General features: G+C 36.6%; 26 protein-coding genes and 2 tRNA genes. 22 read left to right on the top strand and 6 right to left on the bottom strand.

The window, feature by feature from the left end; translation table 11 throughout:
* Positions 1-364: 364 nt before the first annotated feature.
* The 3 genes from steA to SAY88_RS13290 are packed head-to-tail and all read left to right on the top strand — an operon-like array spanning position 365 to position 2,968.
* The gene (gene steA, locus SAY88_RS13300) at positions 365-1,492 is read left to right on the top strand and encodes a putative cytokinetic ring protein SteA (RefSeq protein ID WP_332632305.1); all 1,128 of its coding nucleotides are present in this window, start codon (positions 365-367) and stop codon (positions 1,490-1,492) included.
* Entirely contained in the window at positions 1,485-2,156 is a 672-nt protein-coding gene (locus SAY88_RS13295) for a glycosyltransferase family 2 protein (protein WP_332632304.1), read from the top strand. The genes steA and SAY88_RS13295 overlap by 8 nt, the downstream gene beginning before the upstream one ends.
* Positions 2,153-2,968: a hypothetical protein gene (locus SAY88_RS13290; protein WP_332632303.1), complete on the top strand. Its 816-nt coding sequence runs from the start codon at positions 2,153-2,155 to the stop codon at positions 2,966-2,968. Before SAY88_RS13295 ends, SAY88_RS13290 begins: the two co-directional genes overlap by 4 nt.
* Positions 2,969-2,985: 17 nt before the next feature.
* On the opposite strand, the gene SAY88_RS13285 is transcribed toward SAY88_RS13290, so the two are convergent.
* Positions 2,986-3,222, bottom strand: a complete 237-nt coding sequence (locus tag SAY88_RS13285) for a DUF2627 domain-containing protein (RefSeq protein WP_250095092.1) — start codon at positions 3,220-3,222, stop codon at positions 2,986-2,988.
* Positions 3,223-3,380: 158 nt separating this feature from the next.
* Here SAY88_RS13285 and SAY88_RS13280 point away from each other — a divergent pair, with 158 nt between their 5' ends.
* From SAY88_RS13280 to SAY88_RS13225, 12 genes are all read left to right on the top strand, one after another.
* Positions 3,381-5,432: a sigma-54-dependent Fis family transcriptional regulator gene (locus tag SAY88_RS13280; protein ID WP_332632302.1), complete on the top strand. Its 2,052-nt coding sequence runs from the start codon at positions 3,381-3,383 to the stop codon at positions 5,430-5,432.
* A 179-nt stretch (positions 5,433-5,611) separates the two neighbouring features.
* The gene (gene bcd / locus SAY88_RS13275) at positions 5,612-6,706 is read left to right on the top strand and encodes a branched-chain amino acid dehydrogenase (protein ID WP_250095094.1); all 1,095 of its coding nucleotides are present in this window, start codon (positions 5,612-5,614) and stop codon (positions 6,704-6,706) included.
* A 216-nt stretch (positions 6,707-6,922) separates the two neighbouring features.
* A complete protein-coding gene (lpdA, locus tag SAY88_RS13270) occupies positions 6,923-8,344 on the top strand; it encodes a dihydrolipoyl dehydrogenase (RefSeq protein WP_332632301.1) in 1,422 nt (473 codons plus the stop codon).
* Between the two features lie 19 nt (positions 8,345-8,363).
* A complete protein-coding gene (locus SAY88_RS13265; RefSeq protein WP_332632300.1) occupies positions 8,364-9,359 on the top strand; it encodes a thiamine pyrophosphate-dependent dehydrogenase E1 component subunit alpha in 996 nt (331 codons plus the stop codon).
* Between the two features lie 15 nt (positions 9,360-9,374).
* Positions 9,375-10,358, top strand: coding sequence for an alpha-ketoacid dehydrogenase subunit beta (locus tag SAY88_RS13260; protein WP_250095097.1), 984 nt, complete (start codon positions 9,375-9,377; stop codon positions 10,356-10,358).
* Between the two features lie 18 nt (positions 10,359-10,376).
* Positions 10,377-11,651 (top strand): dihydrolipoamide acetyltransferase family protein, encoded by a 1,275-nt coding sequence (locus tag SAY88_RS13255; RefSeq protein WP_332632299.1) that lies wholly within the window; start codon positions 10,377-10,379, stop codon positions 11,649-11,651.
* Between the two features lie 359 nt (positions 11,652-12,010).
* Positions 12,011-12,490 (top strand): hypothetical protein, encoded by a 480-nt coding sequence (locus SAY88_RS13250; RefSeq protein WP_332632298.1) that lies wholly within the window; start codon positions 12,011-12,013, stop codon positions 12,488-12,490.
* Between the two features lie 137 nt (positions 12,491-12,627).
* Positions 12,628-13,761, top strand: a complete 1,134-nt coding sequence (locus SAY88_RS13245; RefSeq protein WP_332632297.1) for a metal ABC transporter solute-binding protein, Zn/Mn family — start codon at positions 12,628-12,630, stop codon at positions 13,759-13,761.
* A gap of 121 nt (positions 13,762-13,882) precedes the next feature.
* Positions 13,883-14,311 carry a BrxA/BrxB family bacilliredoxin gene (locus tag SAY88_RS13240; RefSeq protein ID WP_332632296.1) on the top strand — a complete coding sequence of 143 codons (429 nt, stop codon included), beginning with the start codon at positions 13,883-13,885 and terminating at the stop codon, positions 14,309-14,311.
* A 282-nt stretch (positions 14,312-14,593) separates the two neighbouring features.
* On the top strand, positions 14,594-14,956 hold the full coding sequence (locus tag SAY88_RS13235) for a hypothetical protein (protein WP_332632295.1): 363 nt from the start codon (positions 14,594-14,596) through the stop codon (positions 14,954-14,956).
* A gap of 81 nt (positions 14,957-15,037) precedes the next feature.
* Positions 15,038-15,112: transfer RNA gene (locus SAY88_RS13230), tRNA-Arg, on the top strand.
* A 63-nt stretch (positions 15,113-15,175) separates the two neighbouring features.
* Positions 15,176-15,248, top strand: a tRNA-Val gene (locus SAY88_RS13225).
* 103 nt (positions 15,249-15,351) lie between these two features.
* Here SAY88_RS13225 and SAY88_RS13220 read toward each other — a convergent pair.
* The 3 genes from SAY88_RS13220 to SAY88_RS13210 all read right to left on the bottom strand — a co-directional run bounded on the left by SAY88_RS13220 (position 15,352) and on the right by SAY88_RS13210 (position 17,816).
* Positions 15,352-15,528 carry an integrase gene (locus SAY88_RS13220; RefSeq protein ID WP_332632294.1) on the bottom strand — a complete coding sequence of 59 codons (177 nt, stop codon included), beginning with the start codon at positions 15,526-15,528 and terminating at the stop codon, positions 15,352-15,354.
* Positions 15,529-15,701: 173 nt separating this feature from the next.
* On the bottom strand, positions 15,702-15,953 hold the full coding sequence (locus SAY88_RS13215; protein WP_332632293.1) for a hypothetical protein: 252 nt from the start codon (positions 15,951-15,953) through the stop codon (positions 15,702-15,704).
* 582 nt (positions 15,954-16,535) lie between these two features.
* Complete coding sequence (locus SAY88_RS13210) at positions 16,536-17,816, bottom strand: UDP-glucose dehydrogenase family protein (protein ID WP_332632292.1); 1,281 nt, start codon at positions 17,814-17,816, stop codon at positions 16,536-16,538.
* Positions 17,817-18,101: 285 nt separating this feature from the next.
* Between SAY88_RS13210 and SAY88_RS13205 the strand changes: the two genes are divergently transcribed.
* The 6 genes from SAY88_RS13205 to SAY88_RS13180 all read left to right on the top strand — a co-directional run bounded on the left by SAY88_RS13205 (position 18,102) and on the right by SAY88_RS13180 (position 23,885).
* On the top strand, positions 18,102-19,064 hold the full coding sequence (locus SAY88_RS13205; RefSeq protein ID WP_332632291.1) for a GDP-mannose 4,6-dehydratase: 963 nt from the start codon (positions 18,102-18,104) through the stop codon (positions 19,062-19,064).
* 198 nt (positions 19,065-19,262) lie between these two features.
* Complete coding sequence (locus tag SAY88_RS13200) at positions 19,263-19,835, top strand: AarF/UbiB family protein (RefSeq protein WP_332632290.1); 573 nt, start codon at positions 19,263-19,265, stop codon at positions 19,833-19,835.
* Between the two features lie 218 nt (positions 19,836-20,053).
* Positions 20,054-21,061, top strand: a complete 1,008-nt coding sequence (locus tag SAY88_RS13195) for a glycosyltransferase family 2 protein (RefSeq protein ID WP_332632289.1) — start codon at positions 20,054-20,056, stop codon at positions 21,059-21,061.
* A 77-nt stretch (positions 21,062-21,138) separates the two neighbouring features.
* The gene (locus SAY88_RS13190) at positions 21,139-22,140 is read left to right on the top strand and encodes a hypothetical protein (RefSeq protein ID WP_332632288.1); all 1,002 of its coding nucleotides are present in this window, start codon (positions 21,139-21,141) and stop codon (positions 22,138-22,140) included.
* Positions 22,141-22,161: 21 nt separating this feature from the next.
* The gene (locus tag SAY88_RS13185; RefSeq protein ID WP_332632287.1) at positions 22,162-23,301 is read left to right on the top strand and encodes a glycosyltransferase family 61 protein; all 1,140 of its coding nucleotides are present in this window, start codon (positions 22,162-22,164) and stop codon (positions 23,299-23,301) included.
* Between the two features lie 74 nt (positions 23,302-23,375).
* Positions 23,376-23,885, top strand: a complete 510-nt coding sequence (locus tag SAY88_RS13180; RefSeq protein WP_332632286.1) for a hypothetical protein — start codon at positions 23,376-23,378, stop codon at positions 23,883-23,885.
* Positions 23,886-24,006: 121 nt separating this feature from the next.
* Here SAY88_RS13180 and SAY88_RS13175 read toward each other — a convergent pair whose 3' ends face one another.
* Positions 24,007-24,987 carry a glycosyltransferase family 2 protein gene (locus SAY88_RS13175; protein ID WP_332632285.1) on the bottom strand — a complete coding sequence of 327 codons (981 nt, stop codon included), beginning with the start codon at positions 24,985-24,987 and terminating at the stop codon, positions 24,007-24,009.
* Between the two features lie 129 nt (positions 24,988-25,116).
* Between SAY88_RS13175 and galE the strand changes: the two genes are divergently transcribed.
* Positions 25,117-26,106: a UDP-glucose 4-epimerase GalE gene (gene galE, locus SAY88_RS13170; protein ID WP_332632284.1), complete on the top strand. Its 990-nt coding sequence runs from the start codon at positions 25,117-25,119 to the stop codon at positions 26,104-26,106.
* Positions 26,107-26,635: 529 nt separating this feature from the next.
* On the opposite strand, the gene SAY88_RS26010 is transcribed toward galE, so the two are convergent.
* On the bottom strand, positions 26,636-26,884 hold the full coding sequence (locus tag SAY88_RS26010) for a transposase (protein WP_431308871.1): 249 nt from the start codon (positions 26,882-26,884) through the stop codon (positions 26,636-26,638).
* Positions 26,885-26,887 lie beyond the last annotated feature (3 nt).

Here is a 26,887-nt window from a genome sequence, read left to right as displayed (position 1 = left end):
TTTGAAGTGTTTTTTCATATTGTAAAAATGTCAAAAATAAAAGGGTTTTCACTATCTCTATAGTAGTAAATAGTATGAGAGGGGTGAAACGTATTGGAAGATGGGAAGATGACAGTTATTATAACCGTGGCTGTAGCTATGGTTGTAAAAATACTTTTTGTATTTGTGCTGTTCTATTGGTGGAAAAATGAAAAGAAAAAGGGACGGTTTTAGCATTTCCAATTTTTTTAAGGGAGTGCTGTTTTTCGTACAATGGACTTAAACTCATCTTTAATTTTTTCAATTTACCAAAATCTTTCCTATTATAAATAAAATCGCTAAAATTGCTCATATTATGACCAAACGGTGCAAAGAGGGTTATCATATGAGGAATTTGATAAAAGGACCTATCTATGAACACAAACAAACCAAAAAGCTGCTTCATTATTTGCCAAAACGAAGCATTGTTTTTTTATGGCATGAAGACCTTGATGGTGTAGCAGTCGATGGATTAATTGAAGCGCAAGTGAAGGCAGTAATTAATGCAAAAACTTCGATGACAGGCCATTATACACAGCATCACGTAAGGCGTTTGCTTCAAGCGGGAATCCCGGTCTTTGATATAACAGCTTCTTGCAAGCATGACAGACTGTATCAAGGGGATGAAGCAATTATCTTTCAAGATGAACTTTATGTAGACGATCAGTTAGAGCCAATGTTTGTAGCAAGCTTGAAATCATATACAGAAGAAATAATTAATGAAAAAGCAATTGAAGCACGTAACAACTTTTCAGATCAATTTGATAAATTTGTTCATAACACAATAACTTATGCTGAAAAAGAATGTGATTGGTTTAAACAATTCCCTACTATTCCACCTTCTTTTGAAGTAGTGAATCAAAAAGAGGTATTTATTGTAGCGAGGAATACAAAGTATGAAAAGGATATTAAAGCAGTCCGCCATGCAATGATGAAAAAGGGGACGGTCATTGTAGCAGTGGATGGAGCTGCGGATGGTTTGTTAAAACAAAAAATTGTACCTGATTTCATCATTGGCGATATGGACTCGATTAGTGAGAAGGCTATTGATTGCGGGGCGCAATTAATTTGTCATGAACACCCGAACGGATCTTCACCAGGAAAAGAGCGATTAAATAAAATGGGGTTATTTGTTGATACGATCCGCTTCGTTGGAACAAGTGAAGATGTAGCCATTACAGCATCTTATTGGTCGGGTGCTAACCACCTTTATTTAATAGGTTGTCGTTTGGGTATGACAGAGTTTCTAGAAAAAGGGCGTGCAGGTATGGGATCGACTTGGTTGTGTCGAATTCAAGCTGGTGAAAAAATAACAGACTTAAAGGGAATTCATCACCTGACAAACCGATCAATTAGTCCATTATTATGGCAGAAAAAAAGTCGAGTAAAACCTTCGCTAATTGAAACAATTCATCATCTTGTCAGTGGCCGTGTAGGGTTATGGAAGAAGAGGGAGGTTCTTCGCCATGATTGATATATCATTTGTGATAGCAGCCTATAATGAAGAGGAGACGCTTGAAAAGACACTTCTTGCTATTAGAGCTAACAAGGAATTCAACCAGTCAGAGATCATCGTCGTTGATGATGGAAGTAAGGATCAAACAAAAGCAGCAGCGGAGAAATATGCAGATAAAGTTATTTCGTATTCAAAGAATAAAGGTAAAGGATACGCCATGCAGCTTGGATGGAGGAGTGCAAAGGGAGAATATATTGTTTGTCTAGATGCAGACCTCGAGGAATCAGCTAGTGAGGCATTTGCGCTCCTTGAACCAATTCGCCAAAACAAAGCAGATATGACCATTTCGATTATTAACCCTGGGAAGAAGTCTGGAATGGGCATGGTGAAACGAAGAGTCCAAACAATTGTTTATCAGAAAACTGGGGTGAAATTAGAAGCACCATTATCAGGTCAACGAGCATTTCGACGAAAGTGGCTTTCGGTTCTATTGAGCAAATCTTACTATGGATTCGGCATTGAAACACAGATGACAATCGACCTATTAGAAGCAGGGGCAACTTGTTTAGAAATACCAACGACTATGAAGCATCGTGAAATGGGAAGAGATGTAAAAGGGTTCGTTCATCGTTTAAAGCAGTGGGTTGATATAGAAAAACAACTAAGAGGTGTGCAATCATGATTGCCTTCTTTCTGTCAATGCCAATCATTGCTTATTTAAGCCTTATTTCGTTTCAAACAATGAAGTTAGGTGTGTTGAATTATGAAGGAAGGTTTGTTCCTTATAGTCTAGGAGTTGTCATTATATATAGTTACAGTTATTTATTTGCTCTTTCTCCAGGACTAGAATCAGTCTCCATGGCTTCTTTTATTTTCGTCTTTTCGATCTGGTTACTAGGTCTTGTTGATGATGTGTTTGGCAAGCCGTATCCAAAAGGATTAAAAGGCCATGTTTTGTATGCGTTTCAAAAAAAACGTATTACAACGGGATTGGTAAAGGCAGCTGGCACCATTGTAGTAGCATTGCTATTCGTCTGGATAACGCCCTTGTACACGTACTTTACCACATTCCTCTCTCTTTTCCTACTTATAGGTCTTCCGCATGTTATGAATTTATTTGATACTCGTCCGTTACGAGTGTGGAAGGGAGCGTTATGTTTTGTTGTTCTTGTTCTACTTATTAATCCGCTTCCATCTTTTATCTATATTGTCATGCTACTATCTGTCTTTTATGTTTGGTACGTGCTTGAAGGCTACAGAAAGGCGATGCTTGGAGATAATGGGGCTACCGTAGTTGGGGCCATCTTAGCAATAGTAGCAATCAATCATTTACCAATAGGACTTCAACTTTTTGTTCTCGTTGTAGTTAGTTTCTTTATCGTCATTGCAGAAAAGTATTCGTTTTCAAGAATTATTGAACATTCTTCTTTGCTTCGTATGATTGATCAAATTGGAATTATGAATAAACATCAAAAGGGTGACTCGCACAACTAGAGTCACCCACTTTGAGTTTATTTTTTTTGAAACCTTGGTGCAATTTTTCCATTTTTGCGGTCGCGATAAAAAATAAAACCACCAATAAAGCTTAGTCCGGCAAAGAAAAGGACCAGTCCAGCGAAAAATTGTAACGAAAGATTTGGGAATGGACTATTAATGATTTGAAAAATAGTATCTCGCATCAACTTAATTCCATATCCCGCAATGACTCCTGGTATTACTAATATCATTAAGGCGATAAAACGTCCCATCAACAATTCCTCTTTCATCATTTACTATAGTTATATTTTAACGAAATTTCATCAATGTGTACACGTTAGTGGTTGCATTTTTGTGTCATTTGCGTAATAGTAAAAGGAGGAAAATTAATAGTAGAAGTTAAGACCAAGTCATAAAAGGGGGAGTATTGATGAAACGCGCGGTAATTATTGGTGCTGGTCAAGGTGGAACAGCCCTGTTTCGATTGCTCATGAATATGGAACACATTCAAGTTATTGCCGTGTATGATATTCTATCATCTGCCCCAGGCATTGTAGAGGCAGAGAAACATCATGTGAAAATTGGATCTGATTGGAGAGAAATTCGTAATGATCAGGTTGATTTTATTTTTGAATCTACAGGAAATCCTGATGTTCTTACGGAACTTAGGAAAACGATTCAACCCAATACAATGATTGTTCCCTCTCAATTAGCTAGGCTTTTCTACTCTTTAATGAAAGAGAAAGATCAACTAATTGTCCGTCTGAATGAACAAATGTCGATTCAAGAAACGATCTTAAATTCGACTCACGATGGGATGATAGCAATTAATTCCCATGAACAGATCTTAATCTTTAATGAGGCTGCTGAGCGAATATCTGGGATACAAGCTCAGTCAGCAATCGGGCGTCCTCTTCGTGAGGTTATGAAATCGAGTGGGTTACCACGGGTAATGAGAACACAGCAAGCAGAACATAACCGCAAGCAGCAACTTCAAAATGGGACGATTGTCATTACAACAAGGGTCCCGATGATTGAAGAAGGTCGCTGCATCGGTGCATTAGCTGTCTTTAAAGATATAACAGATATGGTGGAAATGGCAGATCAAGTGACGAACTTAAAAAATGTTCAAACGATGCTTGAAGCAATTATTCAATCTTCAGATGATGCGATCTCAGTTGTAGATGAGAATGGGATAGGCCTAATGATAAATCCAGCCTATACGAGGCTAACGGGATTACTGCCTGAAGAAGTGATAGGACATCCTGCAACTGCAGATATTTCTGAAGGGGAAAGTATGCATTTACAAGTGCTAGAAACGGGGAAGGCTGTTAGAGGGGTTTCTTTAAAGGTTGGACCAAACAAAAAAGATGTGATTGTAAATGTAGCACCAATCATAGTGGATGGACAGAAGCGAGGAAGTGTAGGGGTCATCCATGATGTCTCTGAGTTGAACTCTTTGCATGGTCAACTTGAGAAAGCAAAAAAACGAATTCAAACACTTGAAGCTAAATATTCTTTTGATGAAATTATAGGAACATCCGAGGAGATGAGGGTGGCAATTGAACAAGCTAAATTAGCGGCTCAAACTCCCGCAACAATTTTATTGCGAGGCGAATCAGGTACCGGAAAGGAACTATTTGCTCATGCTATACATAATGAAAGCCAAAGGAAACATCATTCGTTTGTTCGTGTTAATTGTGCTGCGCTATCGGAACAATTGCTTGAGAGTGAATTGTTTGGCTATGAGGAAGGTGCCTTTACGGGAGCGAAACGTGGAGGGAAGAGAGGGTTATTTGAAGAAGCTGATAATGGAAGTATCTTCTTGGATGAGTTAGGGGAACTCTCCAGTACAATGCAAGCTAAATTATTACGCGTTCTTCAGGAACAAGAAATTATTAGAGTCGGAGGAACGAAGCCAATATCCATTAACGTTCGAGTCATTGCTGCGACGAATGTAAATTTGGAAAAAGCAATAGCTGAAAATCGGTTTCGAGAAGACCTTTATTATAGACTAAGTAAATTTCCAATCTCTATTCCTCCTTTACGTGAACGAATGAACGATCTTGAACTTTTAGCGATGCATCTTTTGAATAAACTAAATAAAGATTATGGAAGATACGTTCAAGCCATCTCTCATGAAGCCTTAGAGTATTTAAGTGGCTACCAATGGCCAGGTAATGTAAGGGAACTTGAGAATGTCTTAGCTCGAACGATGATTTATATGGAATCAGCAAGTCGCCGAGTAGAGTTACAACATCTTCCCCCTCTTTTTTCGAATGTTCAAACCGATACAGTCATTCAAAAAAGTACAATTGGGGAAAAAGAAGAGAAACTGCAGGAATTACTTAATAATTTTGAGAAATCAGTTATTGTAAATGCACTGGAACGTTATCAAGGAAATCGAACGAATGCGGCAAAAGCATTAGGTATTTCCATTCGTTCACTGTATTACAAAATGGAGAAGTATGAAATTGCATAAATGTGCATGCAAATTCTTGCGTGCTAATGAAAAAAAATGCATACTCTATTTTGGATTGTGATCGTTTTGTGAAGACTATAAAGGGATGGACAAAAATTCTTTTTGTGGCACGGTTTTTGCAAAGGATAGGGTAAGGAGTCATCTTTTTTTGAAGGTGACGTATTTAAGGAGGCTACATCATGGAATTATTCTCTTATATGGAAAATTACGACTATGAACAAGTCGTTGTGTGCCAAGACAAATTATCTGGATTAAAAGCAATTATAGCGATTCATGATACAACACTCGGCCCTGCTCTTGGTGGAACGAGGATGTGGATGTATGAGACAGAAGCAGATGCGTTTGAAGATGCACTGCGTTTAGCAAAAGGCATGACATATAAAAACGCAGCAGCGGGATTAAATCTTGGCGGGGGAAAAACAGTTATAATTGGTGACCCTAGAAAAGATAAGAATGAAGAAATGTTTCGTGCATTCGGTCGGTACATTCAAGGTTTAAATGGCCGCTACATTACAGCTGAAGATGTAGGAACAACCGTACAAGATATGGATACAATCTATGAAGAAACCGATTATGTAACAGGGATCTCGCCTGCTTTCGGTTCATCAGGGAATCCATCCCCAGTAACGGCGTATGGAGTGTATGTCGGTATGAAAGCAGCTGCTAAAGAAGCATTTGGTACGGATGATTTAGCAGGAAAAACAATTGCTGTACAAGGGGTCGGAAATGTTGCTTATAACTTGTGTAAACACCTGCATGAGGAAGGTGCCTCATTAATTGTCACGGATATCAATAAAGATTCTGTTCAAAGAGCAGTTGCAGATTTTAACGCAAAAGCGGTTGATGTAAATGACATTTATAGTGTTGATTGTGATATTTTTGCTCCTTGTGCACTAGGTGCTATTATTAATGACCACACGATTCCACAATTAAAAGCAAAGGTTATTGCAGGAGCTGCTAACAACCAATTAAAAGAAGAACGTCATGGGAGTCTTATTCACGAAATGGGCATTGTGTATGCACCAGACTACGTGATTAACGCAGGTGGTGTTATTAATGTTGCAGATGAGTTAAATGGGTATAACAGTGAACGGGCGTTGAAGAAAGTAGAAGGAATCTATCAAAACATTGAGAAAGTATTTGATATATCAAAACGTGATCAAATTCCAACATTCAAGGCGGCAGACCGTATGGCCGAAGAACGAATTGAAAGAATGAGAAGATCAAGACGTCAATTCTTACAAAACGGCCAGCATATTTTATCACGTCGCTAAGAGTTAACATAAAAAGGGTGGTTTTCCCTTTTTATGTTAACTCGAAGCAATGAGCGGAACCGCCGTTACGATTTTAAGCCATTTGAGCGATCTTCTCAAATGACGCATGGCGAGAGAAGCCATTGCAAACATGGTTTGCACGTATAAGAAAAAAGGGGCGGTTTTCCCTTTTTATGTTAATTCGACGGGAACTTTAGGAGCTAGGAGGAACGTTACATGGCTGAAGAATACGATCTTGTCATTTTAGGAGCCGGTACTGGTGGATATGTTGCTGCCATTCGTGCGGCACAGCACGGGCTTAAAGTGGCAGTAGTTGAAAAAGAAAAACTAGGCGGAACTTGTTTGCATAAAGGATGTATTCCAAGTAAGGCATTACTTCGAAGTGCAGAAGTATTTGCAACTTCAAAGCGTTCAGAAGAATTTGGTGTTCTTACAAACGAAGTAAGTCTTGATTTTAAAAAAGTGCAAGCACGAAAAGAATCAATCGTCGATCAATTGCATCGTGGGGTCCAGCATCTATTAAAGAAAGGGAAGATTGATGTTTATGAAGGAACTGGAAGGATCCTTGGACCATCCATTTTTTCCCCAACTCCAGGGACGATTTCTGTAGAACGATCAGATGGTGAAGAAAATACGATGCTAATCCCCCAGTATGTTCTTATTGCAACAGGCTCTTCGCCTCGGGAATTACCCGGTCTTAGAGCAGATGGAAAATATGTTCTTACTTCAGACCATGCTCTAGAGCTTGAGGTTTTGCCAAAATCAATCATCATTGTTGGTGGGGGAGTCATTGGGATTGAATGGGCTTCGATGCTGAATGATTTTGGTGTTGAAGTTACCGTTATTGAGTATAGTGAGCAGATTCTTCCAACAGAGGATGCAGCTATAGCAAAAGAAGCGGCAAGAATTTTAAAGAACAAGGGTATCAAAATTGTGACTGGTGCTAAAGTGCTAGCTGAAACTTTAGAAAAAGGGCAAGGGGTAACCATTCAAGCTGAAGCGAAGGGACAACAAGAATCGTATCACGCAGATCAATTGCTTCTTTCTGTAGGCCGAAGTGCGAATGTAGCTGATATAGGCCTTGAAAACACCGATATTCAGGTAGAAGACGGTGTGATTGTTGTGAATGAATATAATCAAACGAAAGAATCGCACATGTATGCTATCGGAGATGTGATCGGTGGTTTGCAGTTAGCGCATGTTGCTTCACATGAAGGTATTGTTGCTGTCGATCATATTGCAGGTAAGAAGCCCGATCCGATCAACTATGACACGGTCGCAAAATGTATTTACAGCAATCCTGAAGTTGCGAGTGTTGGATTAACAGAAAAGCAAGCAGTAGAACAAGGCTTTCGCGTAAAAGTGGGAACATTTCCGTTTAAAGCGATAGGAAAAGCGCTAGTATATGGTGAAACAGACGGTTTTGTTAAAGTGATCGCAAATAAAGACAATCAGGATGTACTAGGAGTTCACATGATAGGACCACATGTAACAGACTTAATTTCTGAAGCAGCTTTGGCCAAAGTACTAGATGCTGCTCACTTTGAAGTAGCAGAAATGATTCATCCACATCCAACTTTATCTGAAGTAATAGGTGAGGCGGCACTTGCTGTAGATGGTTTGGCTATTCATTCATAATAGTGAGGGAGGAAGAAAGATGACTGAAAATCGACATCATGCATTAGGTCTATCCGACGAAACGGTGCTTGAAATGTATAAAACGATGCTGCTGGCTCGAAAGATTGATGAGCGTATGTGGCTCCTAAACCGTGCAGGGAAAATTCCTTTTGTTATTTCATGTCAGGGACAAGAGGCAGCTCAAGTAGGGGCAGCATTTGCACTAGATAAAAGTAAGGATTATATCTTGCCATATTATCGTGACATGGGAGTGGTCTTAACATTTGGGATGACCGCACGCGATCTTATGTTATCTGGATTTGCAAAAGCTGAGGATCCTAACTCAGGTGGAAGGCAAATGCCAGGACATTTCGGACAAAAGAAAAACCGAATTGTGACAGGATCATCACCTGTAACGACTCAAGTTCCACATGCAGTCGGAATTGCATTAGGTGGCAGGATGGAAGGAAAGGATTTTGTCACTTTCACAACTTTTGGAGAAGGTTCCTCAAACCAAGGGGATTTTCATGAAGGGGCAAATTTCGCTGGAGTTCATAAACTCCCGGTTATTTTCATGTGTGAAAATAATAAATATGCGATCTCTGTACCAATTGAAAAGCAACTAGCGTGTAAAAATGTATCTGATCGTGCAATTGGATACGGGATGCCTGGGGTAACGGTTGACGGCAATGATCCTTTAGCAGTATATGAAGCAGTAAAGGCAGCTGCAGACCGTGCTAGAAATGGCGAAGGGCCATCTCTTATTGAAACGGTATCGTACCGTTTAACTCCTCATTCAAGTGATGACGATGATCGGGCTTATCGCTCGCGTGAGGAAGTAGAAGAGGCAAAGAAATTAGATGCAATTTTTACATTTGCAGACTATTTAAAAGGTGTAGGAATTTTAACAGATGACATTTCGTCAAGAATTGAAAAAGAGATGGCTAATATTATCGATGAAGCTACTGAATATGCAGAGCAAGCACCATATGCAGATCCAGAAAGTGCAATGTTATATACGTACGCAGAAGAATAGAAAGGGGGAAGTAAGATGGCTGTTATTTCATATATAGAAGCTGTAACACAAGCAATGAGAGAAGAAATGGAACGGGACGAAAAAGTATTTGTACTTGGTGAAGACGTTGGGGCAAGAGGCGGTGTTTTCCGAGCTACGAATGGCTTATATGAACAATTTGGTGAGCAGCGAGTTATTGATACGCCTCTAGCTGAATCAGCTATCGCTGGTGTAGGAATTGGGGCAGCAATGTATGGGATGAAGCCAATTGCGGAAATGCAATTTGCTGATTTTATCATGCCAGCTGTGAACCAAATTATTTCGGAAGCAGCAAAAATTCGCTACCGCTCTAACAATGATTGGAGCTGCCCAATTACGATACGAGCTCCATATGGCGGCGGAGTTCATGGGGCTCTCTATCATTCGCAATCAGTAGAAGCAATCTTTGCAAGTGTACCAGGGTTAAAAATTGTGATGCCTTCCACGCCTTACGATGTAAAAGGCCTCCTCAAAGCAGCTATTCGCGATCCCGATCCGGTTTTATTCTTTGAGCATAAACGGGCATATCGATTAATAAAAGGTGAAGTACCTGACGATGATTACACCTTACCTATTGGTAAAGCTGATGTGAAACGTGAAGGTGACGATATTACTGTCATTACGTATGGTTTATCCGTTCATTTTGCTTTGCAAGCAGCTGATCGCCTTGAAAAAGAGGGGATCGGGGCACATATTCTTGATTTGCGTACGGTGTATCCGTTAGATAAGGAAGCCATTATTGAGGCAGCGAGTAAAACCGGCAAAGTTCTACTCGTAACGGAGGATAATAAAGAAGGCAGCATTATGGGTGAAGTGGCAGCAATCATTGCTGAGCATTGTTTATTTGATCTAGATGCACCGATTAAACGCTTGGCTGGACCAGATGTACCTGCGATGCCTTATGCACCAACAATGGAAAAGTATTTTATGATTAACCCAGAGAAAGTTGAAAAAGCGATGCGGGAGCTAGCTGAATTTTAATCGCTAGGAGGGAATCGAATGGCGACAGAAATGACGATGCCCCAATTAGGGGAGAGTGTCACAGAAGGTACAATTAGCAAGTGGCTTGTAGAACCAGGTCAATATGTGAATAAGTACGATCCCATTGCAGAAGTGATGACAGATAAAGTAAATGCTGAAGTACCTTCTTCGTACTCAGGTACAATTAAAGAGCTTCGTGTACAAGAAGATGAAACGGTCGAAGTAGGAGTCGTTATATGTACAATTGAAGTTGAAGGAGAAAGTAATAGTGAGGCAGCAGCATCGGTTAAAAAAGAAGATGTGGCTCCAACGCCGCATGTTGAAACACCAACCGACCAGTCACAAAAACGTCGTTACTCTCCAGCCGTGTTGCGTATGTCTCAAGAACATAATATTGATCTTGAACAAGTTACTGGTTCAGGTAAAGGTGGTCGAATCACACGCAAAGATCTACAACGCATTATTGATGGCGGTGTAGATCAAAAAGCAACTACTAGTGCTGAACCTGTTACTCCAGTTACTAATAAACCAGAAAGTAAACCTGTAACGCCGCAAGAGTCTACCGCTGTCCTTACATCACACGGGGACGTGGAAATTCCTGTGTCTGGGGTACGAAAAGCAATTGCTGCTAATATGGTGAAAAGTAAGCATGAAGCACCGCATGCATGGATGACGGTTGAAGTTGATGTGACGAAACTTGTTCAATATCGAAATAAAGTCAAAGAGGGCTTTAAAGAAAAAGAAGGCTTTAATTTAACTTTCCTGCCATTCTTTATTAAAGCGACTGTTGAAGCATTAAAAGAATTTCCACAGTTGAATTCAATGTGGGCTGGTGAAAAGATTATCCAAAAGAAAGATATCAATATCTCACTTGCGGTTGCCACAGACGATGCATTATTTGTCCCTGTTATTAAACATGCAGATGAGAAAACGATCAAAGGACTTGGACGTGAAGTTCATGAGTTAGCTGGTAAAGTACGTTCAGGAAAACTAAGTGGAGCGGATATGCAAGGTGGTACATTCACAGTGAATAACACCGGCTCCTTTGGTTCGATCCTCTCAACACCGATCATTAATCATCCACAAGCCGCCATTCTTTCAATCGAGTCAATTGTGAAGCGACCAGTTGTCATTGAAAGTGACGCAGGCGATATGATTGCCATTCGCAGTATGGTTAATCTCTGCCTTTCTCTTGACCATCGCGTGTTAGATGGACTTGTTTGTGGACGTTTCTTAGCAAGAGTAAAAGAAATACTTGAAAATATGACTGCAGAGACAACATCTATTTATTAAAGAGAATGTTCGAAAAGGCGTTTTTCCTTTTCGAACATTCTCGAAGCGATGAGCGGAGCCGCCGTAATGTTTTAAGCCTTTTAGGAGTGGGTTTCTCCTAAAAGGCGCACGGCGAGAGGAGCCATCGCCGCATGTTCGCGCTATTTAAGGGAAGGAAGCCTAAGTCCTTTGAAAAACTAGGAGAATAGGCAAAGCCGCTGTAGTGTTTTAAGCCTTTTAGGGATGGCATGTTCGTGCTCTTTTGTTTAAATGATAATCAAAGCTGTTAAGAGGAACTGTTCTTAACAGCTTTTTTGTTTACATGAAATTGGTGATCCTGGTTATTCTAAAAGTATCAGAAAGGAAAGGGTGACCAATTCATGAAACGTTTTCACCAGTTGTTTATTCTTGCGCAAATTGTCTTGCTAGCGTCTATTGCTGTTACATCATTGGCACCTGTTCAAGCAGAAGTACCAAATGAAGAGCCAGAGCAGGAATGCCGTGGGCATGAACAACAAGAAATTAATAAGGAGTTAAAAGTTCATCTCGATTATTACTATGAACTGCTAGCTGAAAAATACGCTCCAAACGAATTAGAAAAGTGGAAAGAAATCCGCTCTGAGCGAGATTTGCTTCAGAAGAAGTTAAAGGAAGCTAAGCAAAAAGGTGAATTGGAAAATGGCGGGGCCATTGATAATGAATGGATTGAACAGCATAAAGAAATCACTGATGCTTTTAATGCAGCAATCGAGAAGCGAGATGAAGAACAACTTCGCAAACTACTTCCACAACTTTTTGACCATTATAAAAAACTAAATGATGTATATAAGAAACGTTTAGATGTAGTTAACAGAACATAATGCTATAAGGCTTATCTTCAACATAGATTTGGTTGAAAATAAGCCTTTTTATGTAGGATTTTATATTTACAAATCGTAAAGCTTACGATATAATTTGTAACTGTGATTAAACGTAATCGTTACGAAAGGGGTTTGTTATGAAGAAACTATCGAGCTTGTTTGCATCTGTCCTTATTGCTTCTTCATTTCTAGCGGCATGTGGCGGCGGAAACGAACAAGCAGAAGAGCAAGAGCAACCAACAACTGAAGAACCAATTGAAGAAGTAGAAACATTGGAATTATTTACTACTATTTTTCCATTAGAAGATTTTGCTACTAAAATCGGAGGAGAATTTGTAAATGTGACAAATGTCGTTCCTGTAGGTGCAGATGCACACACATTTGAGCCAACAGCTCGTGAGATGATTAGTGTAGCTGAGGGAGATGCATTCATTTACAATGGTGCAGGTTTAGAAGGATTTGTCGATGCATTAATTGAAACGCTCGAAGGTGAAGATGTGGCGATTGTGAAAGCTTCAGAAGGAATTGATTTTATAGATTATAATCATGATCATGATCATGCGCATGAAGAGGAAGATGACCACGATCACGCACATGATGAACATGCGCATGAAGAGGAAGATGATCACGGCCATGAACATGATGATCATGCGCATGAAGAGGAAGATGATCACGGCCATGAACATGATGACCATGCACACGAAGAGGATGACCACGATCATGCACATGATGATCACGCACACGATCATGACGAGGATCCGCATGTATGGTTAGATCCAATTTTATCTATTACGCTTGCGGAAAACATTAAAAATGCACTTGTTGAATTAATGCCTGAACAAGAAGAAGTATTTAATGCAAACTTTGAAGAAGTAAAGGCTGAGCTAGAAGCAATTGATGCAGAGTTCCAAGCTATGGTTGAAGCTGCAGATAAAGATACGTTCCTAGTTTCACATGCTGGATATGGATATTGGGAAGAACGTTATGGCGTTAAGCAAATTGGGATTTCTGGCATTTCACCAACAAATGAACCATCACAACGTCAATTACAAGATATTATCGAATTGGCAAATGAGTACGGGTTACAGTATGTATTATTTGAGCAAAATATTCCAACAAAAGTTGCCGAAGTTGTGAAAGATGAAGTAGGAGCAGAGGCTCTATACCTTCATAACTTAGAAGCGCTTATTGAAGAAGACGTTGAAAATGATGAAGACTATTTCAGTCTTATGAGAAGAAATATTGAAGTTTTAGAAACAGCACTTCAATAAAAGCAACGAGGAAGATCAGGTAATATGCTGATCTTTCTCTTTTTTAGGTGCAAAAGAATTGGTTTTATTAATCGAAAGGGTTACAATAAAAGTAACATATGTTTAAGAGGTGAAGAGTACAATGCAATTTAATTTCTATATGAATGATGTCGTGAAAATTGCTCGCCAAGAAATGGTCGAGGCAGGTTATGAGCAATTACAAACACCGGAAGAAGTTGATGAGGTATTAAAGAAAGAAGGAACGACTCTCGTAATGATTAATTCTGTTTGTGGATGTGCTGGTGGAATTGCCCGCCCAGCTGCAGCTTATATGAAAAATTACGAAACAAAGCCGGATCGCTTCGTTACAGTATTTGCTGGTCAAGACAAAGAAGCGACAGCAAAAGCAAGAGAATATTTCACTGGCTACGCTCCATCTTCGCCATCATTTGCTTTATTAAAAGACGGTGAAATCAAAACAATGGTAGAACGCTTTGAAATTGAGGGACATGAACCAATTCAAGTCGTTCAAAAGCTTGAAAAAGCATTCGACGACTATTGTAAGGAATAAATATCACTTACCTTGGAAAGAGCTTACAGGTAGAGTCCTCTAAGCTCTTTTCTTTTTGTACGGTGATTTATAAGAAACGAAAAATAATTTATGCTATAATGACTTATATAGTGCGTTTAAAAAGACGGCAATGGCTACACACGCTACACGCCTCTAGGAGAACCCCACTCCTAGAGGCTCAAAACCTTGTAGCGGTTCCGCTCATTGCTTAGATTCTGTACAAAAGGGAAAAATCATCCTTTTGTACAGAATCCTATAAGTTAAATAAGGAGAGTGCAATAAATGCAAGCTTTGTATGATCAAATTCAAGTGTACTTAAATATGGACGAAGAGATTTCTTTTAAAGAATTCAGCGGATTTTACCGTAAAGTTCTAGCTGAATTAGGTGAAGTTCATGAGACATTAGACGAAGAAATGGTTTGGAAAAGCTTATTCATCGTTGAGAACGTCATGTCTAACGCAGAAGGCCGTGCTAAGCAAGGTAAAGGGTCTGAATCAAAGAAATATGCGAAAATGGCTCAACGTTTAGAGTTATGGGCAAAAAACCTTGCTGCACGTTTAGGTGAGGCTGGCTATACAGAAGAAGACATTAGCGAGCGTTTCAACAAAATGCTTGAAGAAGGTACGCCTGCAGAATCGAAATAATAAAGCAATAACTCAAGAGAGAGTTTATCTTGACAATAAGTCTCTCTTGAGTTATATTAGAATATGTCGCTTGCGATATGTGCGCCTATGGTGAAAGGGATATCATTCAAGATTCCGGTTCTTGCGTTGTAGGTTCGAGTCCTACTAGGCGCGCCAAAATAGTATTGACAACTTCCTAGTAATTAAGTATATTAATAGATGTCGATACATTATTATCTTGATCCGTTAGCTCAGCTGGGAGAGCGCCACCTTGACAGGGTGGAGGTCACTGGTTCGATCCCAGTACGGGTCATTCACTAAAAAGTCAGTAATGACGCGTGTTCTCAGGATCTGAGGGGCGCGTTTTTTTGTGGTTAAAGAAGAGAGATGTGGCGTTTGATCACATTTTGATCACATTATTTTGCATTTCGTTTTTTGGGTTTTTCTTTCCTATAAAAAGTTGAACCGAAGTCGGCTGCAAGTTCCTCTTGGATGTTTGGCATAATGTGAGCATATGTTTCCATTAATGTTCGAACATCATGTCCAAGTCGTTCGGCAACAGCCTTTGGATTTGCTCCATTTTGAAGTAACATAGATGCCTCGGTGTAGAGCTTGTGACAGTTTGAGATATTAATGGAGAACCTGCATCACGAGTAGCTGATAAGTACGGGGAAAAGCACGATAACCACTATGATTACATCTTCAATATTTATTAGGTAAGCCCCTCCGATTCACCATTCAAAACGTTTTCATCAATTAGAATTATTTATTCATCAGCAGTTCGAATCACTAAAACGACAGTTGTTTCAGAATTGTTTGCCGCACCGCTTGTCGGTATTATATTGTTGTCAGCTACAAAGAGTCCCTGGATCCTATGAATTTGATCATTTGGATTAGTTGCGGAATGTCCCCATTCGGCAAGTACAAATACCATGGCACACAAAGCCTGGCCAAGTAAACAAAGTGATCGTACCAAGCCTTTTGAATCGACCGATACCTTTTTAATTCCATCGATCATCTGTTGTATTTTTCATTATCTTTTGGACTATAAGAGAACTTTCTAATTTTGGAACTCCAAATTTATCTACTTTGTCAGGGCTCAATGATACGTATTGCTCGTACCTTGATTTAATAACTCCAGACGCTCTGAACCAGACAGCCTCCAGCATAGTTCAAGTTATTAATATATTCTGTAATGTCCTTTTATATGAATCTGACGGTCTGCTGAACTGGAAATGTGATTTGAATATTAGTTTAAAGTACGATAGGTTGAAAGATTTTATTCTATTTTTAATAGAATATTTGCTAGTCGGCCCATAATAATTGAATGAGTGAAGGCCTTGATGTTTTTTTGATAAGTAAGTTTTGGACTAGAAAAGCTGATGGTGGTTGCAAAATTAATTAAAAAGCATATTTCAACCGATTGCAGCAGGCTTAGGCTTGTTCTTTTTTTTGTTTGTTTAAATTGCATGATCAAAATAACTTGCTGCTGTTTCTGAAACTGCAGCAAGTTGTTGTCTTTTCTAGTCCAAACTATTTTTTTAAGTGTCCAAAAGAGGACAAATTTTACTTTTCTAAAATTCAAGGTTCTTTAAATTAATTATGAATATCCAATACCACGATAACGAAAACCAATCTGCTTTAATTGTTTACTATCCAACATATTTCTCCCATCAAAAATATATGGAATATTCATCTTCCTTTTTATTTCTCCCCAAGGCAATTGTTTGTATTGGGGCCATTCAGTGCATATAACAATAGCGTCAGCGTTTTCAGCTGCTTCTTCCGGTGTATTAAATTGGTTTATTTTATTTGAAGAAAGCTTTACTACAGGATCATGAACATGAATAATTGCTTGTTCCTTTGCTAATAAATCAATCATTCTAAGAGCGGGAGATTCTCGTATGTCATCTGTATGTGGTTTAAACGATAAACCTAAAAGAGCCATTTTTTTGTTTGTTAAATTACCTAACTGTTGTTTTATTTGGGACAGAAGATATTTAGGCTGAATTTGATTTACAGCTACTACTTCTTTCATGATATTTAACGGAACATTGTATTTTGCTGCAGTGGATAAAAGTGCGGAGACATCTTTTGGAAAGCACGAACCTCCATAGCCTAGGCTAGCATTTAAAAAATGAGATCCTATACGATGGTCGGTACCAATTCCATTTGAGATATCTTGTATATTAACTCCAATTGTATCGCATAATTTTGCTATTTCGTTTATAAATGATATTTTTAGTGCAAGAAAGGCATTCGCTGTGTATTTAATTAATTCTGCTCCTTTGCGTGAAGTGACAAGAATTGGACAATCTACATCATAATATAATTGCTTTACGATAGCTGTTGCACGTTCGCTTGAACTTCCAATAACAACTCGATCAGGATTTAGGGAGTCATAGAGTGCATTTCCCTCTCGTAAAAACTCTGGATTAGAAACCACGTCGACCTTAAATTCCGTAGTATTAGCTTCTTGGATCCAAGACTCGAATGTTTCATTTGTGCCGACTGGAACTGTACTCTTAATGATTACTACTTTATAATCGTTAATATTTTCACCGATCATCGTTGCAGCACTTTTAATATATTGGAGATTCGCACTACCATCTTCATTAGAAGGAGTACCAACACAAATAAAAACTACATCATTATCATGAATACTTTTCTGTACATCCGTTGTAAAAGAAAGGCGATCGGTTGAAGTAAGTTCATCTAACAATTCCTGTAATCCTGGTTCATGAAAATATATGTTCCCTTGATTAAGTGCAGAAACCTTTTGTAGATCTAGGTCAAGCCCAGTCACTTGATGACCACTTTTGGCTAATACCAAAGAAAGTGTTGTCCCTACATACCCCATGCCAATTACTAATACGTTCATTATTTATCACCAAATTTCTTTATATTTACTATAAACCTCTTATTAACGTATTAATAACAGGGCGAATATGACACGGAAATACGCCTAGTTTCTTAGTAACAAGGAAATAACATTAACAAATTAAATAGACGCTAATCCAATTACGTGTAAGGTGTATTTATTAAAGATTACCTATGCAAAATAGATTACTAGTTAAATTAATTAAAAAAATGACAATCAGTGTCACTTAATATATATAGCCATAAATTAGATAGTATTAACGGACTTTTTATGAGGTGGCTAACAGTGAAAAAAAATACGCTAATTACGGGTGTTGCTGGATTTCTAGGGTCTTATTTAGCAAAGGACCTTCTCGAAAAAGGTTATTCAATAGTTGGCTTAGATAACTTGTCAACTGGTAAAGTTGAGAATTTGGACAGTATTATGAATCACCCCAATTTTCTGTATTTGTGTACAGATGTGTGTTCTCCAGAAATATTTGAGATGAATGAATTGGTAAATACAAAAGAAATTTATCATTTGGCTTCCCCCGCTTCCCCTAAATTCTATCAAGCAACTCCTTTTGAAACCATTAAAGTAAATACATTAGGAACAGAAAACATGTTGAAATTATCTAAAAGAAACTCCGCCAAGATGGTTTATACTAGTACAAGTGAAGTATATGGGGACCCGGAAGAACATCCTCAGACTGAGCAATATTGCGGGTCAGTAAATACGTGGGGTCCAAGAGCATGTTATGATGAATCAAAACGTTTAGGAGAGGTATTATGCTATTTGTACTATAGCTTATATGGAGTGAAGGTAAAAGTAGCTAGAATTTTTAATACGTATTCATTTGGATTAAGAAATGATGATGGAAGAGTCATCTCTAATTTTGTCACACAGGCTATTAATAATGAGGATATAACGGTATATGGTGATGGAAAACAAACTCGATCATTTTGTTATATATCCGACAATGTAAATGCTCTACAGTTAATGATGGAAAAAGAAGAAGCAAATGGAGAAATTATTAATATTGGAAATCCGAATGAGCTTTCGATAGTAGAGATTGCTCATCTGATCAAAAAGTTAGCAAAAAGTTCAAGTAATATTATATTTAAATCGCTCCCAGTGGATGATCCTAAAAAAAGACGTCCTAACATCGAAAAAGCAAAGCGATTGTTAGGATGGGAACCAAAGGTACAATTAGAAGAGGGATTGATAATGACTATAGATGCTTACCGGAAAAACAATAAAAATAATTAATACATCAATTAAACGTCCTTGTTGTTATGAAGGGCGTTTTTCGTTTGAACTAAGAAATTAATTATAACTCAATAAAAACATAATGCATGAAATAGAGGTATTATGTATTTTTAAAAATAATGTCTTTCTTATAAGAAGAATGCCGTGTCCGATAGACAAGTTAATATATATCTTATTATAAAAAGGAGAGATTATATTGTGAACGAATTTCAAACTATTACTGTAAAAAGGTCTGGAAAATCCACACATATCAATAATCCGACAGAATATAAGTTAATCGGTAAAGGGCGCCAGGGGGCTGTTTTTAAATTATCTGAAAATCGTTGTGTCAAAATATATGTAGAAGAAAAATATTGTAGGCGCGAAAAAAGAGCATTAATCTCAGCACAGGATTTTAATATTGTTCCAAAAGTTTATGAAGTAGGTTCAAACTATATCGTCATGGAATACATCGAAGGCAAGTCGTTGGATGATTATCTTCAACAATTTAACACGTTTCCAGAAGATATTGCTAAACAGCTTATTCGTATTTTTACGGTAATGGAGGAAATTGGATTTACAAGGATTGATGCAAAACTACGTCATTTGCTTATGAATAAAAAAGGTGAAATTAAGGTGATAGATCATGTGTATTCATTTAGAAAGAAACACCGATACCCGATTGACTTATTTGAAGGGCTGAAAAAATTAAAATTATTTGATTCATTTATAGAACAAGTAAAAAAAGTTGATCAGGAGCAATTAAATAAATGGATGAAAAAAAGAGGATAATCATATTAAAACATGTTTTAAATGGTTATCCTCTTTTTTCTAATTTAAAATCAAAGAAATTTGTGTCAAACCCTTACTAATGACAATAGACTACAATTATCAGTGCAAAACTTTTGAGGTGACATAATTGGTGAATTATTGGGACTGTAGAAAAACAATTTTCATACTTGCTCCTAAAAATACCGATAGATGTATATTCTTTATTAGGAGGCTCAAATATGCTTATATCAGTTGTTATGGCAGTATACAATGAAGAAAATTATGTTGCAGAAGCTATTACAAGTATACTAAATCAAACCTATAAGAACCTTGAATTTATAATTGTAAACGACGGTTCAACTGATAATACAACATCTATTCTTGAACAATTTCAGGACAGTAGAATTAATATTATTAATTTGTCAAAAAATTCAGGAGTTGCAAAAGCAAGAAATATTGGTGTTGAAAATGCTACTGGAGATTGGATTGCAGTTCAAGATGCAGATGATGTTAGTTTGCCTAACCGTCTTGAAGAATGTGTAAGATTTATAAAAGAGCATCCAAACATTTCAGCCGTGAGTTCCTTGATTGAGTGTATTCCAGGGGCATCACCTATTTCAGAAGAGAAAATTCAATTTGAAGAAGAAATTTACAATCGTTTTAATACAAGTGAAAAAGTGAAAAAAGCTCTTTATTATGGCTGTCCTATTTGTCATGGATCGGTAATCTTCTCAAAAGCAATCTTTAATAAAGTGGGTGGGTATAATGCAAAGTACAAGATAGGACATGATTACGATTTATGGATTCAAATGTCAAAAATCTTACCAATTGAAAAGCTACCTAAAAAATTATATCAATTTCGCTTTAATGAACATTCAGTCTCTCGCTCAGATGTTAAAGCAACTTGTAATGAAGTTATCTTAATATCAACTATAAATATTTGCCGATCTCTTAAGTTAGAACTTGGGTACTCTCCAACTATCCTTGTTTTTGGAACAGAAAAAGCTTATAAAAATTTCAAAAAAAGAATTAAGTCAAAAGTACCGAAAAAAATTTGCTCTTTTAAACATATTATTCATGACAAGTTTAGTGATGTAAGAGAAGCTTACTCTTTATTTAATAAAAAAAAAATAGACGGCTTAATTATTCTTGACCATGATAAAGCTTATGAAGCTAAAAGCTATTTTAAAAGCAACGGTATGAAATCGAACCGGAATTTTTTTGTCATTTGGAATATAACTCAGTAATGTATGATCTTTTCCTGTTTTTATCTTAATTATTTTATTTTAATTACATGAACTAACAAGGCATGGGGGGAGATTTAATGATAATAGGAACTGTGGCTATAGCTAGCCATTTGCATAAAACGAGAATACTGGCACAATCAATAAAGAAACACATGAATAATTGTAAAGTTGTTGTCTGCTTAATTGAAGAAGCTATTCCACAGGAGTTTCATAAGTGTCATTTCTTTGATGAAATTGTATTAGCAAAGGATTTAGGGTTTGAAAACTTTTATAAATTTATTTTTCAGTATGACATGTATGAAGGTACTTTGGCTTGCAAACCACAGTTAATGAAATACTTACTGAGTGAATATCCTAAAGAAGACTACTTTATTTTCATGAATAGCGAGATGAAGGTATATGAATCTTTTAATGATTTAATTAAATTACTAAAACAACACCCTATCATTTTTACACCACATCTTATCTACTTTCCTGAGGATATAAATGAGGATTTACCTAAGTGGCATAATAAGTACGGTTTATTTAATTCTAGCTTTCTTGCAGTAAAGCGGCATCAAAAAGCAAAGGAATTTCTCTCATGGTGGGAGAGAAGATGTAATAGGTCTTGTTATATAGATCATAATAAAGGGCTATTTTTAGATCAAAAATGGTTGGATTTTGCACCATGTTATTATCCAATTTATTCTTTAGATCACCCTGGTTATAATGTTGCTTTTTGGAATTTAGATGAAAGAAGAATTTATAAGAACAGTTCAAACAAGTATTTATTTAATGGGCAAAAACTTTGCTGCTTTAACTTTACTGATTATAATTCCCATTTAATAGATAAAATAAATAAACTTATACCAGAAGAAAAAGAATTATTAAATGATCTAATATTAGAATACCAAGAAGAGCTGCAGCTTGATGAAAATAAGAATGTAGCAGCAAAGGATTGGGACTATAACTATTATCAAAGTGGAGAATTTATAGATAAGAAACTAAGAGGGAAGTATAGACATTCTCATTTATTACAAGATCAATTTCCGGATCCTTTTCAAATGAATAACTTGGCAATTCATAGTTTGAAAAAATAAATTTATCTGGAGGTAATAACAATGAAAATTGATATAGAGCATTTTCCTCCACCAACTGGATATTATTTTTCAACAAAAGAGTATTGTTCTCAGAGGAATGAAAATATTAAAACAACCCAATATTCAGAATTTAAGTTTGATCATTCGTCAAAACGTTCACTGCCAAAAAGTATTTATTCTAGTATTCCGTGGGAGTTTAATAGAGCATACTATAATACACCTTCTAAGGAATTTGTAGCTGAAATACCGATGGGGCGAGTGGTAGAAGGCTGTCATATCGTTACAGAAAACAATAAACTATTATGGGATATTTCTATTCATTATGGTCCGTATTTAACGGTTGAACCTAATAAACACCCTCTTTTAAACGTGGATCGTTTACCTCAAATGAAAGAAACTGATGGGAAAGTAGCAGCTCTCACTTTCTGTGCAAGCCAGTATTATTATCATTGGATGTTTGACATTTTACCACGTATTCATTTAATGGCACTAAAAGGCATTGAAGTCGATAAGTATGTTATTAACCGTAACGGTCCAAAACAAGCTTTTCAGGATGAGACACTGAATTTATTAGGAATAAATTCTGAAAAAATAATTGAAGCTGATAAAAACTTTCATCTAAGAGCTTCTAATTTAGTTGTTTCATCTTTAGCTGGGTATAAAGGTCAAATGCCAAAATGGACTTGTGATTTTTTAAGAAAAAGCTTTTTAGATAGTGACACCTCAAACCTAAATCATTCAGAAAATGAATTAATTTATATAACAAGACAAAATGCTAGACACAGGAAAGTAGTAAATGATTTAAAAGTACAAGAGTTTTTGAAAGAACTAGGCTTTAAAACTGTAAAATTAGAGGAATTATCTGTTAAAGAGCAAGCACGTGTATTTTTCCAGGCAAAGGTTATAGTTGGTGCACATGGTGGTGGGTTAACAAATCTTGTATTTTGTCAACCAAATACGAAAGTGATTGAAATATTTTCACCAGCATGGGTAGCACCGTTATATTGGATACTAAGTAACCATTTAGATTTAGATTACTATTTCTTAATTGGAGAGGGAGAACGATCACCTGAATATGTTGATGTACCGGGTTGTTTTATCGATATCGATATAAAAATGAAAAAACTAAAGAAGACATTAAAATTAGCAGGAGTTTATTAGTAGTTGAAAGGAGAATATTTTCAAATGTCTTTGTTAACTAAGGTAAGGTATACAAAGATAAGGTGGTTTCTCATATGAGCTTGGATAAAAGCAACATTATCTCGGAAAGAGAAATTAAGTCTATTCACTTGTGGATGTCAAAAATGAAAAGATATAAGGACTTAAGCCTAGAAGAGAAGATTTCTAAGTGTAAAAGAAGGTTAAAGTTAAACTATAAAGTTATAGGCAATGGTAAACATAGAATTGTGTACGATTTAAATAATGGCTATGTATTAAAAGTAGCTATAACTAATTGGGGAGTTGAAAACAATAAAACAGAATTTGATATGTATACGAACTGCCCTCGGCAGTTACGGAATAATCTTTGTCCTGTAAAAGAACATGGAGAAGGCTGGATTATTATGAATAAAGTGGATACTAATACTCCTGTTGATTCAAAATATAAGAAGAAGTTAAGACAATTGAAAAAGGAATTCATCGAAAATGGAATTAATCCTAAAGATATGTGGAGAGAAAATTTAGCTCTTTCTGAAGAGATGGAGATCATTGTGATTGATTATGGAAACTTCCACAAAATTGATTAATGTCAACGGATTGTGTAATAGGTATTTAATACCTTCTATATTCCCTCAAATAAAGGGTGTCTCAAGCTTCTCCCAACTTTGAAGACACCCTCGAAAGTTTTGAATGGATTTAGATTTTCTGCTAAATTCCACTCCAAAAATCAAATAGATTTTCGTTTTTTTTCATACCAGCACTTATTAAGTCGTTTAATAAGTCTATCTTATCTTTTGGCTTTCCTAGTACGATTACTCCATCTACATTTAATTGTTTAAAAGATTCAATAGCTTTAGAACTTGCATTTTTTTTGTTAATTGGAATAGTTTTTTTAACCTTCATATTCTTATTTGTGACTGAAATAAATGTATTACACCCATTTTCCGTTCCAACTAAGATAAAGGATGGACGTTTCCTTGTATGAGAAAAATTATTCGTTTTAAGGAATTTTGAAAAAGAAGTGAATAATTCAATTGAAGTTAATTCGTCGTTCCTGTGAGATAATGACTCTTCATAAATTCTATACTTGTATAAAACTTTTGGGATATTTTCAATTGTCCCTATATTAATAAGACGGCACCATAACTCATAGTCATATGCAATTTTATAGTTGGGATTATATTTCCCAGCTTCATAAAAAGCTGATTTGGAAAAGGTTACTGAACCATGAGTTAGAGGACAACCAGTATAGAGTAAGGATCGAATTTCTTCATGAGTAGTAAACTTGTTTCTACCTAGAGTTCTTGTTCGTTTTCTATTTTTTTTGTCAATACACTCTATAAATGAGCCTACTGCTACTAGATTGTTATTATTTTTAATATATTTTACTTGCTCTTCAATTCGCTCAGGAAAGCTAATATCATCAGCATCATGGATAGCAACCCATTCCCCTTTTGCATGAGCAATTCCAAGGTTAAGGGCATTAGCTGCTCCTTTATTTGTTTGTAAATGTATAACGTGTACTCGCTTATCAGTTATTCTATCTAAAATCTCTTTTGTTTTGTCAAAAGAACCATCATTAACAATAATAACTTCGATATTGCTATAGGTTTGTGCCAAGATTCCTTTAATTGCATCTCTCAAATACTGCTCTCCATTATGAACGGCCATAACGATTGAAACTAACATAGAAACTCTCCCCTCAATGTATTGCTTAAGATAATGTATGTATTCCGGATACCTTTGACACGGTTTTATCCCAGTCACTAAAAATGATACTTGAATATTATGGAACAAAAGATATTTTGGAGGGGAACTATGATATTAGTAGTAGGTGGAGCTGGGTATATAGGTAGTCATGCAGTGAAATGTTTACTTGATCATAATCAAGATGTGGTTGTTTTAGATAATCTTTCTACAGGACATAGTGAAGCCGTTGATAAGAGAGCCATTTTTAAAAAAGGTGATATCAAAGATGCAAATGTGTTAACGAATATATTTGAGAATTATCCAATATCGGGTGTCATCCATTTTGCTGCCAATTGTTATGTTGGAGAATCAATAATGGAACCTTTGAAGTACTATGAAAATAATGTAGCCGGAACGATATCATTACTCAAATTGATGAAAATGCATCAGGTTACCAACTTAATTTTTTCCTCAACTTGTGCAGTTTATGGAAATCCTGATGTAGAAAAAATAAATGAATCAACTCCAACAGTCCCAATTAATCCATACGGTCATTCAAAATTAATGATTGAGCAAATTATTAAAGATTTTTCTATTGCTTATAGATTAAACTATATAATTTTACGCTATTTTAACGTAGCGGGGGCAGATCATCTTGAAAGAATTGGTGAAGACCATCACCCTGAAACACATTTAATTCCAAATATACTCTTTCACTTACTTGGCAGGTCGGAACATATTACTGTTTTTGGCGATAATTATGATACGGTGGATGGTACTTGTGTTCGTGATTATATCCACGTTACTGATTTAATTAATGCACATATATTAGCTCTTGAAAGCCTTCAACAAGGGAATGTTAAAAATAAAATTTATAATGTTGGTAATGAACAAGGGTATTCGGTAAAAGAAGTAATTCAGAAATGTGAAGAGGTTACTGGTAAAAAAGCAACTATACTATATAAGGAAAAACGTAAAGGTGACCCGGGTAAATTGATCTCCTCGTCAGAAAAGGTATCTAAAGAATTAGGATGGAAGCCTAAGTACTCATTAGAAGAAATGATTGAAACTGCTTGGAAATGGTTTTCTCGCTTTCCTAACGGTTATAAGAAAATATAAAAGGGGATGTAGATATGTGCACCATATTAGAACATAAATTAACTGGGTAGGTCACGGTGGGAGTTAGAAGAAGCCCCTTTTTGGTTCAGATTCAACGCTGGTTCATGGCATCTATTTTAGGTGCCTTAGCTGTAAACTTAGCTTTTCATGATAAAAATAAAACCTTGAAGAAGTTTTGGTAAGAGAAGAGTAATCCATTTTTCTTCAAAAAGGTGACGTTTGTTGAGGGGCGAGAGCTGTTTACATAGCTCTTTCTTTGAACTAAAGAGAGCTATCGTTCAATAAGCACGAGTGGCTTTAACAACCTTTAAAAATATTATTGATCTTCCACAATCGGGCGCTTTTCTGAAATAAGGAAAGGGTCCTTCTATATGAAAAGGGCAAAGATTGTTGAGGAACGATTGGTTATAAGATGTTAGTTTGTATAAAGACTGTAAAGTTTTTCGCTTAAATGTAGTGTAGTGCTGTGTTTGGTATAAATGAAATTTGAAAATTTTTTTATATTTCTATGAACCATAGTTTTCTTTCTTCATCTTAACAAAAGTTCATTCCAAGTAGCTTCACTCCCTTTAGTTATAGTGCTTGTCCTTCCTTTTGACGTATCCTTTATTTCTCTTTGACTATTATACTTATTAATCCACAGTTTGAGGACAGATTCATTTGTTAGTTCATACTTTCTGGCAACCTCACGCAAAGAATAATTACCAGAAAGATAGTCACTTATGGCAGATTGTTTTAGTTCCCGAGTGTATGGTTTCCGAGTGGAGGATTCTTTCAAACC

Origin of the sequence: Halalkalibacter flavus, assembly GCF_036663575.1 — a bacterium.
Classification (GTDB): domain Bacteria; phylum Bacillota; class Bacilli; order Bacillales; family Bacillaceae_D; genus Halalkalibacter; species Halalkalibacter flavus.
This window is presented reverse-complemented; position numbering and strand designations above follow the sequence as displayed.

What these genes read in the sequence shown, in the direction of transcription:
- steA (WP_332632305.1), top strand. Translation starts at nt 365, where the DNA reads ATGAGGAATTTGATAAAAGGACCTATCTATGAACACAAACAAACCAAA.
- SAY88_RS13295 (WP_332632304.1), top strand. Translation starts at nt 1,485, where the DNA reads ATGATTGATATATCATTTGTGATAGCAGCCTATAATGAAGAGGAGACG.
- SAY88_RS13290 (WP_332632303.1), top strand. Translation starts at nt 2,153, where the DNA reads ATGATTGCCTTCTTTCTGTCAATGCCAATCATTGCTTATTTAAGCCTT.
- SAY88_RS13285 (WP_250095092.1), bottom strand. Translation starts at nt 3,222, where the DNA reads ATGGGACGTTTTATCGCCTTAATGATATTAGTAATACCAGGAGTCATT.
- SAY88_RS13280 (WP_332632302.1), top strand. Translation starts at nt 3,381, where the DNA reads ATGAAACGCGCGGTAATTATTGGTGCTGGTCAAGGTGGAACAGCCCTG.
- bcd (WP_250095094.1), top strand. Translation starts at nt 5,612, where the DNA reads ATGGAATTATTCTCTTATATGGAAAATTACGACTATGAACAAGTCGTT.
- lpdA (WP_332632301.1), top strand. Translation starts at nt 6,923, where the DNA reads ATGGCTGAAGAATACGATCTTGTCATTTTAGGAGCCGGTACTGGTGGA.
- SAY88_RS13265 (WP_332632300.1), top strand. Translation starts at nt 8,364, where the DNA reads ATGACTGAAAATCGACATCATGCATTAGGTCTATCCGACGAAACGGTG.
- SAY88_RS13260 (WP_250095097.1), top strand. Translation starts at nt 9,375, where the DNA reads ATGGCTGTTATTTCATATATAGAAGCTGTAACACAAGCAATGAGAGAA.
- SAY88_RS13255 (WP_332632299.1), top strand. Translation starts at nt 10,377, where the DNA reads ATGGCGACAGAAATGACGATGCCCCAATTAGGGGAGAGTGTCACAGAA.
- SAY88_RS13250 (WP_332632298.1), top strand. Translation starts at nt 12,011, where the DNA reads ATGAAACGTTTTCACCAGTTGTTTATTCTTGCGCAAATTGTCTTGCTA.
- SAY88_RS13245 (WP_332632297.1), top strand. Translation starts at nt 12,628, where the DNA reads ATGAAGAAACTATCGAGCTTGTTTGCATCTGTCCTTATTGCTTCTTCA.
- SAY88_RS13240 (WP_332632296.1), top strand. Translation starts at nt 13,883, where the DNA reads ATGCAATTTAATTTCTATATGAATGATGTCGTGAAAATTGCTCGCCAA.
- SAY88_RS13235 (WP_332632295.1), top strand. Translation starts at nt 14,594, where the DNA reads ATGCAAGCTTTGTATGATCAAATTCAAGTGTACTTAAATATGGACGAA.
- SAY88_RS13220 (WP_332632294.1), bottom strand. Translation starts at nt 15,528, where the DNA reads ATGTTACTTCAAAATGGAGCAAATCCAAAGGCTGTTGCCGAACGACTT.
- SAY88_RS13215 (WP_332632293.1), bottom strand. Translation starts at nt 15,953, where the DNA reads ATGATCGATGGAATTAAAAAGGTATCGGTCGATTCAAAAGGCTTGGTA.
- SAY88_RS13210 (WP_332632292.1), bottom strand. Translation starts at nt 17,816, where the DNA reads ATGAACGTATTAGTAATTGGCATGGGGTATGTAGGGACAACACTTTCT.
- SAY88_RS13195 (WP_332632289.1), top strand. Translation starts at nt 20,054, where the DNA reads ATGCTTATATCAGTTGTTATGGCAGTATACAATGAAGAAAATTATGTT.
- SAY88_RS13190 (WP_332632288.1), top strand. Translation starts at nt 21,139, where the DNA reads ATGATAATAGGAACTGTGGCTATAGCTAGCCATTTGCATAAAACGAGA.
- SAY88_RS13185 (WP_332632287.1), top strand. Translation starts at nt 22,162, where the DNA reads ATGAAAATTGATATAGAGCATTTTCCTCCACCAACTGGATATTATTTT.
- SAY88_RS13180 (WP_332632286.1), top strand. Translation starts at nt 23,376, where the DNA reads ATGAGCTTGGATAAAAGCAACATTATCTCGGAAAGAGAAATTAAGTCT.
- SAY88_RS13175 (WP_332632285.1), bottom strand. Translation starts at nt 24,987, where the DNA reads ATGTTAGTTTCAATCGTTATGGCCGTTCATAATGGAGAGCAGTATTTG.
- galE (WP_332632284.1), top strand. Translation starts at nt 25,117, where the DNA reads ATGATATTAGTAGTAGGTGGAGCTGGGTATATAGGTAGTCATGCAGTG.